The organism is Streptomyces capoamus (assembly GCF_014654935.1).
In the GTDB taxonomy this organism is placed as follows: domain Bacteria; phylum Actinomycetota; class Actinomycetes; order Streptomycetales; family Streptomycetaceae; genus Streptomyces; species Streptomyces capoamus.
On the sequence record NZ_BNBF01000032.1, the window covers coordinates 1 to 9,593 of the forward strand.

The window sequence follows — 9,593 nt, forward strand, 5'->3', positions numbered from 1 at the left end:
CCCCTTCCCGGCGCCCCCGGGTGAGCGGCGCCGAACCGCTGCCGGGGACCGCGCCGTCGGCCGTCACCAGCAGCGCCCGCACCCCCTGTGTGCCGAGGTCGACCCCGAGCCACGCCTCCACCATCCGAACCTCCGCTCTTCGCGACCGGCCCTGTGAACTTCCCACGCACTGGTGAGATTTCACCCTGGTTTCCTCGTGCGCAAGGGATTGACGGCGTCCCGGCGCCGATACACCCTCTGTTGTCGGACCGGTTCGCACCGTGAACCCCGCCGGCCCACCGCCCCGCCGACGGAGGTCCCGGATGGACAAGGCGCAGCAGGGGCCCGCGGCCCGGCAGGCCGCCGTGGCCGAACTCGTCCTGGCCCGGGGCTCGGCGGGCGCGGCCGAGCTGGCCGAGCGGTTCGGGGTGAGCCTGATGACCATCCACCGGGATCTGGACGAGCTCGAACGGCAGGGTGTCGTAAGGAAGTTCCGCGGCGGGGTGACCGCGCAGCCGTCCGGGGTGTTCGAGTCGAACGTGCAGTACCGGCTGAAGACGATGCGCCCGCAGAAGGCCGCGCTCGCCGAGCGGGCGCTGCGGTACATCGAGCCCGGCACGGCCGTGCTGCTGGACGATTCCACCTCCGCGCTGGAGCTGGCCCGTCTGCTGCGGCTCGGCGGGATCACCCCGCTCACCGTCGTCACCAACTTCCTGGAGGCCGTGAACCTCCTCGCCGGCCGGCGGGGCATCCGCCTGCTGGCGCTCGGCGGCGACTACGACCCGCTGCACTCCTCCTTCCTCGGGGTGTCCTGCGTGGAGGCCGTCGGCCGGCTCCGTGTCGACGTCGGCTTCGTGTCCACCTCGGGCGTGCACGGCGGCCACGCCTACCACCAGGAGCAGCACATCGTGTCGGTGAAGCGGGCGATGCTGGACATCGCCGCCCGGAACGTGCTGCTCGCCGACCACACGAAGCTGGGCCGGGTCGCCCTGCACCAGGTGGCCCCGCTCTCCCGCTTCGACCTGCTGCTGGTGGACGACGGGGCCGCCCCGGAGGCGCTGCGCGACCTGGACGAGCACGCGGTGCGCTACGAGGTGTGCGCCACCGCGACGGAGACGGGAGAACAGCTTCGATGAGTTCCAGTGGTGTGCGTGTGGTGGCCGCCGGCGACCACTTCGTCCTGCCGTCGCTGATCACGGCCGCGCTCGCGCGGGAGGCCGACTGCGCGGTGCGCGAACTGACCCTGGGCTGGCCGCTGGAGCCGTTCGGGCCGGTGGCCGAGGTGAACGAGGCGAGCGACGCCGAGGACGAGCTGATCGCGGCCCTCGACGACGCCGAGGTGCTGGTCACCCAGATGGGCCCGGTCACCGAACGCGTCCTCGCCGCCTGCCCCCGGCTGCGGCTGGTCGTCGTCTGCCGGGGCGGACCCGTCAACGTCAACCTGGAGGCGGCCGCGCGGCACGGGGTGCGGGTGTGCTTCGCGCCCGGCCGCAACGCCGCCGCCACCGCCGAGTTCACCGTCGGCCTGCTGCTGGCCGCCCTGCGCCGGATCCCGCATGCCCACGACCTCCTCGCCCGGCAGGGCAGCTGGGCCGGCGCGTCGTACTACACCTACGCGCACAGCGGTCTGGAGCTGGAGGACCTGCCGGTCGGGCTCGTCGGGTACGGCGCGGTCGGCAGCCGGGTCGCCCGGGTGCTGTGCGCGTTCGGGGCCCGGGTGTCGGTGTACGACCCGTACGTGCGCGGCGAGGTGCACGGGCTGCGGGTGTCCGCGCTCGACGAGCTTCTGCGCCGCTCCGCCGTCGTCACCCTGCACGCCCGGCTCACCGCCGAGACCCGCGGTCTGCTCGGCGCCCGCGAGCTGGCCCTGCTGCCGCCGGGCGCGGTGGTGGTCAACGCGGCCCGGGGCCCGCTGCTGGACGAGGACGCGTTGTGCGACGCGCTGGCCGAGGGGCGGCTGTCGGCGGCCGCCCTGGACACCTTCGCCCGGGAACCGCTGCCGCCGGACTCCCGGCTGCGCGCGCTGTCCGACCGGGTGGTGCTCACCCCGCACCTGGGCGGGGCCAGCCGCGCGGTGGCGGAGAAGGCCGCTCGGATCGCCGCCGCCGAGGTGGGCCGCTGGGTACGCGGGGAGCCCCTCGCGCACTGTCTGACCTGATGTCCCGGGAGGCTGGGCATGTTCGTCGGGATCGACGTGGGGACGTCCCTCGTGAAGGCCGCCGCCTTCGACCGGGGCGGGCGGCAACTGGCCGTCGAGGCGCGGCCCGTGCACCTCGATGTGCGCCGGGGGGCCGTGGAGCAGGAGATGCGGGAGGTGTACGCGGCCGTCGTCGGTGTGCTGCTGACGCTGACCGGGCGGCTGGCGGAACCGGTGGAGCTGGCCGGGCTGACCGGGCAGGGCGACGGGGTGTGGCTGGTGGACGCGGCCGGCCGCCCGGTGCGGCCGGCGCTGTCCTGGATGGACGGCCGGGCGCACGAGCTGGTGGACCGGTGGCTGGCGGACGGCACCTTCGAGGCCGTGTTCCGGCGCACCGGCAGCGCGATGTTCCCGGGCTGCCCCGGACCGCTGCTGGCCTGGCTGGACCGGCACGAGCCGGGGGCCCTGGACGCCGCCGCGGCGGCCGCCTACTGCAAGGACATGGTGTTCCAGCGGCTGACCGGTGCCGGGCGGGCGGTGACGGACGTGTCGGACGCGTCGATGCCGTTCCTGGACCCGCGGTCACGGTCGTACGACGACGAGGTGGTGGACCTCCTCGGCCTCGGCCACCGGCGCGGGCTGCTCCCGGCGATCGGTGACCCGATCGCGACCGGCGAGGCGAGCGGCGAGGGGCTGCCCGCCGGGACCCCGCTGGCGAACGGCCCGTACGACCTGCCGGCCTGCGCGCTCGGCGCGGGGGTCACCGCGCCCGGCGACGGCCTGCTGATCGTCGGCACCTGCCTGGCGAGCCTGGTCGCCACCACCGAACTGGACCTGGCGGGCGAACCGGTGGGCCTGTACATCTCCACCGACCGGCCCGGGCACTGGCTGCGCGCGATGCCCGCGATGGTCGGCACGGCCGCGCTGGACTGGGTGCTGCGCACGACGGGGGCCCGGCACGAGGAGCTGGAGGACCTGCTGGTCGCCTCCCCGCCGGGCTCGTGGGGGGTGCGGGTGCTGCCGTACTTCGCGCCGTCCGGCGAGCGGGCGCCCTTCGTGGAGCCCGGGCTGCGCGCCGAGCTGTACGGGGTGTCGCTGGAGACGCGCCCGGCCGACCTGGTCCGGGCCACCTGCGAGGGCATCGGCTACGCGGCCCGGCACTGCCTGGAGGCGGCGGGCCTGACCGGTTCGCTCGCGGTGTGCGGCGGCGGCGCCCGCAGCCTCGCCTGGACGGGACTGCTGGCCGACGTGCTGGGCCGGCCGCTGAAGGTGGTGGAGGGCGAGGTCGGCGCGCGGGGCGCGGTGCTCGCCGCCGCCGCCCGCTACGGCGTCCCGCTGGACACCGCCGCCTGGACCGGGCCGGCCCGGGTGATCGAGCCGGACCCGGACCGGGCGGCGTACTACGCGAAGGGGTACGAGGAGCACCTGCGGCTGCTCGCGGCGGCACGGGAACGGGCCCGGCACTGAGCCGGGCCCGCCGCCGCGCCGCCTCACAGGTTGCTGAAGTCGGGACCCTTGGTCCGGGAACGCTTGAGCTCGTAGAAGCCCGGCACCGAGGCCACGGCGAGCGTGCCGTCCCACAGGCGGGCCGCTTCCTCGCCCCGGGGGGCCGGGGTGACGACCGGGCCGAAGAAGGCGATCTGCTCGCCGTCCGGGCCGGGCACCGCGATGACGGGGGTGCCGACGTCCTGGCCGACCTTCTCGATGCCCTCCTTGTGGGAGGCGCGCAGCTCCGGCTCGTACGGCGTGGAGTCCCAGTGGTCCAGGAGGGACTCGGGCAGGCCCACGTCCTTGAGCGCGGCGGCCACGGTCGGCTTGCCGGGGCCCTCGCCCTGGTTGTGGATGCGGGTGCCGAGCGCGGTGTAGAGGTCGCCCAGCACCTGAGGGCCGTGCTCCTGCTGGGCCGCGATGACGACGCGGACCGGGCCCCACGCCTTGGTCTCGAGCAGCTCGCGGTACTCCTCGGGCAGCTCGTCGAGCCGGTTCTCGTTGAGCACGGCGAGGCTCATGACATGCCAGCGGACCTCGATGTCACGGACCTTCTCCACCTCCAGCACCCAGCGGGAGGTCATCCAGGCCCAGGGGCACAGCGGGTCGAACCAGAAGTCGACCGGGGTCTTCTGCGACATGTCTCTCCTCGTCAGAAACGCTTTCCCGGGAAAACGCCACCGCCGGCCGTGCCATTCCCCGTCCTCCCCGTCAGGAGCACATGGCAGGATCGGTCCTGTTCAGCCGCCATCCGCGCGATCACGAGGGAGTGCCGTCCGTGCCCGGTGAGAATCTGTCCCGCGACGAGGCCCGGGAGCGGGCCGCCCTGCTGTCCGTCGACGGCTACGAGGTGTCCCTGGACCTGCGGTCCGCCGTCGGTGACGCGGGCGGTGAGCCGCGCACGTTCCGTTCGGTGACCACCATCCGCTTCCGCTGCAACGAGCCGGGCGCGGCGGCCTTCGCCGACCTGATCGCGCCGCGCGTCACCTCCGTCACCCTGAACGGCCGGGACCTGGACCCGGGCGAGGTGTTCGACGGCTCCCGGATCGCACTGGAGGACCTGGCCGCCGAGAACGAGCTGGTGGTGGACGCGCAGTGCGCCTACTCCCGCACCGGCGAGGGCATGCACCGCTTCGTCGACCCCGAGGACGGCGAGGTCTACCTGTACACGCAGTACGAACCGGCCGACGCCCGCCGGGTGTTCGCCAACTTCGAGCAGCCGGACCTGAAGGCGCCGTACCGCTTCGAGGTGCGGGCGCCCGAGGGGTGGACGGTGTGGAGCAACGGCGCCGGTGAACTCACCGACGGGGTGTGGCGGTTCGCGGAGACGAAGCCGATCTCGACGTACATCACGTGCGTGGTGGCGGGCCCGTACCACTATGTGACGGACTCCTACACCCGCACCTTCGAGGACGGCACCAAGCTGGAGATCCCGCTCGGCGCGATGTGCCGCAGGGGTCTCGCCCCGCACTTCGACGCCGACGACGTGTTCCTGGTGACCAAGCAGGGCCTGGACTTCTTCCACGACCACTTCGACCACCCGTACCCGTTCGGCAAGTACGACCAGGCGTTCGTGCCGGAGTACAACCTGGGCGCGATGGAGAACCCGGGTCTGGTGACCTTCCGCGAGGAGTACATCTTCCGCGGGAAGGTGACGCAGGCGTCGTACGAGGCGCGGGCCAACGTCATCCTGCACGAGATGGCGCACATGTGGTTCGGCGACCTGGTCACCATGGAGTGGTGGGACGACCTGTGGCTGAAGGAGTCCTTCGCGGACTTCATGGGCACCTTCGCCAACGTGGGCGCGACCCGCTTCAAGGACGCGTGGATCACCTTCGCCAACCGCCGCAAGGCCTGGGCGTACCGCGCGGACCAGCTGCCGTCCACGCACCCGATCACGGCGGACATCCGTGACCTGGAGGACGCCAAGCTGAACTTCGACGGCATCACCTACGCCAAGGGCGCCTCGGTGCTCAAGCAGCTGGTGGCGTACGTCGGCCAGGACGCCTTCCTGGAGGGCGCCCGGCGCTACTTCAAGCGTCACGCGTACGGCAACACCCGCCTGGGCGACCTGCTGTCGGTGCTGGCCGAGACCAGCGGCCGGGACATGACGGCGTGGTCGCGGTCCTGGCTGCAGACGGCCGGGGTGAACGCGCTGACCCCGCAGGTGCTGCTGGACACCGAGGGCGGCCGGATCGCGGAGCTGGCGATCCTCCAGGAGGCCCCGGAGTCGCACCCGGAGCTGCGTCCGCACCGGATCGCGGTGGGCCTGTACCGCCGTACGCCCGCGGGCACGCTGGAGCGCTACGCGCGCGTGGAGACGGACGTGCACGAGCCGCGTACGGTCGTGGCCGAACTGGCGGGCGACGAGGCGCCGGAGCTGGTGCTGGTCAACGACGACGACCTGACCTACTGCAAGATCCGGTTCGACGAGACCTCGCTGGCGACGCTGCGCTCGGGGCTGGGCTCGCTGATGGACCCGCTGGCGCGCGCCCTGTGCTGGTCGGCGCTGTGGAACCTGACCCGGGACGGGCTGCTGCCGGCGCGGGACTTCATCGGCCTGGTGCTGCGGTTCGCGGGCCGCGAGTCGGACATCGGCGTGCTGCAGATGCTGCACGCCTGGGCGAACTCCGCGCTGACGCACTACGCGGCGCCGGCCTGGCGGGAGACCGGCGGCCGGCTGCTGGCCGAGGGGGCGCTGCGGGAGCTGCGGTCGGCCGAGGCGGGCAGTGAGCAGCAGCTGGCCTGGGCCCGGTTCTTCGCGGCGGTGGCCTCGGACGGGCCGGACCTGCAGCTGCTGACGGACCTGCTGGACGGCACGTCCGGGATCGAGGGTCTGAAGGTGGACCAGGAGCTGCGCTGGGCGTTCCTGGAGCCGCTGGCCGCGCACGGGGCGGCGGACGAGTCGGCGCTGGCGGCGGAGCTGGCCCGGGACGACACGGCGTCGGGCAAGCGGCACCAGGTGCGCTGCCTGGCCGCGCGGCCGTCGGCGGCGGTCAAGGCGCAGGCGTGGGCGCAGGTGGTGGAGTCCGACACGCTGTCGAACGCGCTGGTGGAGGCGACCATCTCGGGCTTCCAGCAGCCGTCGCAGCGGGAGCTGACCGCGCCGTACGCGCAGTTGTACTTCGCGGCGATCGAGCGGGTGTGGCGGGAGCGGTCGATCCAGATCGGCATGGACGTGGTGCGGGGTCTGTTCCCGGCGTACCAGGACCGGCCGGAGACGCTGGACGCGACGGACGCGTGGCTGCGGGCGCACGGCGAGGCGGCGCCGGCGCTGCGCCGGCTGGTGCTGGAGGCGCGGGACGACCTGGCGCGGGCGCTGCGCGCACAGGAGTGCGACGCGGCGGCGGGCGACCGGTGAGCTTTGGCCTGGGCTTTCCCGGGCGGTGACCGTTACGAAATCCGGTCAGACACAGCCGTAACCCCTGGTCCGCACCCGATCGGACCAGGGGTTTCCCGTCCCTCCTCGGCATCCGAACACCTGACCTTTAGTTCCGTCTTGTCCGCATTCATCGACGGGCGTGTAACAGCGGTTAAGGAGGCCACCGGACGCGGGAATCCCGAGGCCATGACCCAGAACGCCCCGCTCTCCCCCCGCCCCCCGCGCCATCTCCGTGACGTCCACCGCCGCGTCCTGACGACCGCCCAGCTGCGCGCCCGCGGCGTCACACCGGCCGAACTGTCCGAGCAGTGCCGGACCGGCGGCCCCTGGCAGGAGCTGCTTCCGCACGTGATCCTGCTGCACCCGGACCGGCCCACCGGCGAGGAACGGCTGCACGCGGCCCTGCTGTACGCGGCCCGCGCCGCCGAGCCGGCCGTCCCCGCCCAGCCGACGGCCGACGGCCCGCACCGGCCGCTGTACACCGAGGTGGTGCTCACCGGCCTCGCCGCGCTGGCCCTGCACGGCTTCTCCTGCGCCCCGGCGCCGGACTCCCTGGAGCACGTGGACGTCCTGGTCCCGCGCCAGCACCGGCTGCGCTCCGCCGGCTACGTCCGCGTCCTGCGCACCCCGGACCTGCCCGCCCCGCGGACGGTGTCGGGCCTGCCGGTGGCGCCGGTGCCGCGGGCCCTGGCGGACGCGGTGGCCCGGCTGACGGAGGCGGAGGCGGTACGGCGGCTGCTCACCGAGGCGGTGCGCGGCGGTCACTGCGAACCGGCGGCGGTGGTGCGCGAGCTGACCCTGGCCAAGCTGCTGCACCGCCCGCACGTGGTGGACGCGGTGGACGCGCTGGTCGCCGAGGGCCGCTCGATCGCGGAGGACCGCCTCTACCGGATGGTCCGCGAGTACGGCCTGCCCGACCCCGTCTGGAACGTCGACCTGCGCCTGCCCGGCGGCCCGCACCTCGGCGGCCTGGACGCCTACTGGCCGGACCAGGCGGTCGCCCTCGAACTCGACACCCGGGCGCCCCGGCAGGACGACGACGCCCTGTGGTCGGAGTACGCCCGCAAGCGCGAGCACCTGGAGCGCCTCGGCATCACGGTCGTGCACCTCACACCGAGGAAGCTGCGGGATTTCCCGGAACAGCAGGCGGCGGTGGTGCGGACCGCGCTGATGGCGTCCGGGGACCGCGACCCGGCCGCGTACGTCCTGGTGCTGCCGCGGTAGGGACGGCCGGTGCCGCACCGGTGGACGGCCGGTGCCGCACCGGCGGGGACGGCCGCCCGCCTGTCCTGTTCACCTGCGCCGGCCGGGTGACGGTTCACCGGAACGGACGAGCAGGGCGGGCGGCGGCGGAGCCGGCCGCGGTACGAGAGAGTCATGAGACACACCCGAATAGCGGCAGGCGCGTGCTCCCTGCTCCTCGCGGCCGCCTGCGCCCTGGCCGATCCCGCGACGGCACAGGTGGCGGCCCGCGCCCCGGCCGGCGGCTACGTGGCCCTCGGCGACTCCTACTCCTCCGGTGCCGGAGCCGGCGACTACCTGTCCTCCGGCACGGAGTGCAAGCGCAGCAGCCGGGCCTTCCCCGTGCTGTGGGCCGAGGCCCACGCGCCCGCGTCCTTCACGTTCGCCGCGTGCAACGGCGCCGGCGCCGACGACGTCCTGACCGGCCAGCTCGGCCACCTCAGCCCGCGCACCGGCCTGGTGACGCTCACCGTCGGCGGCAGCGACACGGGCTTCGTCTCGGTCATCGCGGCCTGCTCGCTGGGCGGCGCGAAAGGGTGCCTGTCCGCCGTCTCCCGGGCCCGCACCTCCATGGACGGGACCCTGACCGGCAACCTCGACCGGCTCTACTCGGCCATCCGCGACCGGGCCCCCGCCGCCCGTGTCGTGGTCCTCGGCTACCCGCACCTGTACCACCTCCAGGGGGCCTGCGCGCTGGGCCTGCCGGACGGTGAACGGGCCACGCTGAACGACGCCGTGGACCACCTCAACGCCGTCATCGCCCGGCGGGCCACCGCCCACGGGTTCACCTTCGCCGACGTCACCGCCGCCTTCGCCGGGCACGAGATCTGCTCGTCGCGGCCCTGGCTGCGCGGTGTCGACGTGCTGGCGATCACCGAGTCCTACCACCCGACGGCACCGGGACAGTCCCTCGGCTACCTGCCGGTGCTCACCCGGGTGTCGGGCTGAGACGCCGGCGGGCAGAACTCCTTCTCGACCACGGCCGAGGTCTCCCCGGCCCAGTCCCCGTTGAGGTTGACCGCCAGGGAGTGCCGGCCGTCCGCCGTCGTCCGCGCCTCGGAGACCGAGCCGTGGATCCCACCGGTGTGGCCCCAGACGTGCACACCACAGTCCAGCCGGGTGTCCATGAGACCGAGGCCGTAGCGGACGCCGGGCTCGATCCCGGTGGCCACCGTGGTCTTCATCTCCTTCAGGCTCCGCGGCGGGAGCAGCTCGCCGCGGAGCAGGGCGCCGAAGAAGCGGGACAGGTCGGCGGAGTCGGAGATCATCTCTCCGGCCGAGGAGGCCAGCGACGGATTGAGTTCGGTCACGTCGTACACCGGGCCGCCGGGGACCGTGAACGTGGAGTACGCCCTGCCGCTCGGC

Annotated in this window: 8 protein-coding genes; 6 read left to right on the forward strand and 2 right to left on the reverse strand. The window is 73.8% G+C overall.

Translation table 11 applies throughout. The features are described 5' to 3' along the window. Positions 1-302: 302 nt before the first annotated feature. From IE312_RS33690 to IE312_RS33700, 3 genes are read left to right on the forward strand one after another with little or no spacing between them, the layout of a single operon-like run. Complete coding sequence (locus tag IE312_RS33690; protein WP_189986029.1) at positions 303-1,115, forward strand: DeoR/GlpR family DNA-binding transcription regulator; 813 nt, start codon at positions 303-305, stop codon at positions 1,113-1,115. Further along, on the forward strand, positions 1,112-2,137 hold the full coding sequence (locus tag IE312_RS33695; RefSeq protein WP_189986030.1) for a 2-hydroxyacid dehydrogenase: 1,026 nt from the start codon (positions 1,112-1,114) through the stop codon (positions 2,135-2,137). The genes IE312_RS33690 and IE312_RS33695 overlap by 4 nt, the downstream gene beginning before the upstream one ends. Before the next feature lie 18 nt (positions 2,138-2,155). Further along, entirely contained in the window at positions 2,156-3,583 is a 1,428-nt protein-coding gene (locus IE312_RS33700; protein WP_189986031.1) for an FGGY-family carbohydrate kinase, read from the forward strand. A gap of 23 nt (positions 3,584-3,606) precedes the next feature. On the opposite strand, the gene IE312_RS33705 is transcribed toward IE312_RS33700, so the two are convergent. Beyond that, a complete protein-coding gene (locus IE312_RS33705) occupies positions 3,607-4,245 on the reverse strand; it encodes a mycothiol-dependent nitroreductase Rv2466c family protein (RefSeq protein WP_189986032.1) in 639 nt (212 codons plus the stop codon). A gap of 137 nt (positions 4,246-4,382) precedes the next feature. Here IE312_RS33705 and pepN point away from each other — a divergent pair, with 137 nt between their 5' ends. The 3 genes from pepN to IE312_RS33720 all read left to right on the forward strand — a co-directional run bounded on the left by pepN (position 4,383) and on the right by IE312_RS33720 (position 9,176). Beyond that, a complete protein-coding gene (gene pepN / locus IE312_RS33710; RefSeq protein WP_189986033.1) occupies positions 4,383-6,965 on the forward strand; it encodes an aminopeptidase N in 2,583 nt (860 codons plus the stop codon). Positions 6,966-7,172: 207 nt separating this feature from the next. Continuing rightward, positions 7,173-8,210 carry a hypothetical protein gene (locus IE312_RS33715; RefSeq protein WP_189986034.1) on the forward strand — a complete coding sequence of 346 codons (1,038 nt, stop codon included), beginning with the start codon at positions 7,173-7,175 and terminating at the stop codon, positions 8,208-8,210. 153 nt (positions 8,211-8,363) lie between these two features. Further along, entirely contained in the window at positions 8,364-9,176 is an 813-nt protein-coding gene (locus IE312_RS33720; protein WP_189986035.1) for an SGNH/GDSL hydrolase family protein, read from the forward strand. On the opposite strand, the gene IE312_RS43035 is transcribed toward IE312_RS33720, so the two are convergent. Then, positions 9,143-9,593 (reverse strand): serine hydrolase (locus IE312_RS43035; protein WP_229900749.1); only part of this gene is annotated, 451 nt, incomplete at its 5' end. The genes IE312_RS33720 and IE312_RS43035 overlap by 34 nt on opposite strands.

Bases quoted from the DNA above. Each gene is read 5' to 3' on its own strand.
- IE312_RS33720 (WP_189986035.1), top strand. From the start codon at position 8,364: ATGAGACACACCCGAATAGCGGCAGGCGCGTGCTCCCTGCTCCTCGCG.
- IE312_RS33690 (WP_189986029.1), top strand. From the start codon at position 303: ATGGACAAGGCGCAGCAGGGGCCCGCGGCCCGGCAGGCCGCCGTGGCC.
- IE312_RS33700 (WP_189986031.1), top strand. From the start codon at position 2,156: ATGTTCGTCGGGATCGACGTGGGGACGTCCCTCGTGAAGGCCGCCGCC.
- IE312_RS33715 (WP_189986034.1), top strand. From the start codon at position 7,173: ATGACCCAGAACGCCCCGCTCTCCCCCCGCCCCCCGCGCCATCTCCGT.
- IE312_RS33705 (WP_189986032.1), bottom strand. From the start codon at position 4,245: ATGTCGCAGAAGACCCCGGTCGACTTCTGGTTCGACCCGCTGTGCCCC.
- IE312_RS33695 (WP_189986030.1), top strand. From the start codon at position 1,112: ATGAGTTCCAGTGGTGTGCGTGTGGTGGCCGCCGGCGACCACTTCGTC.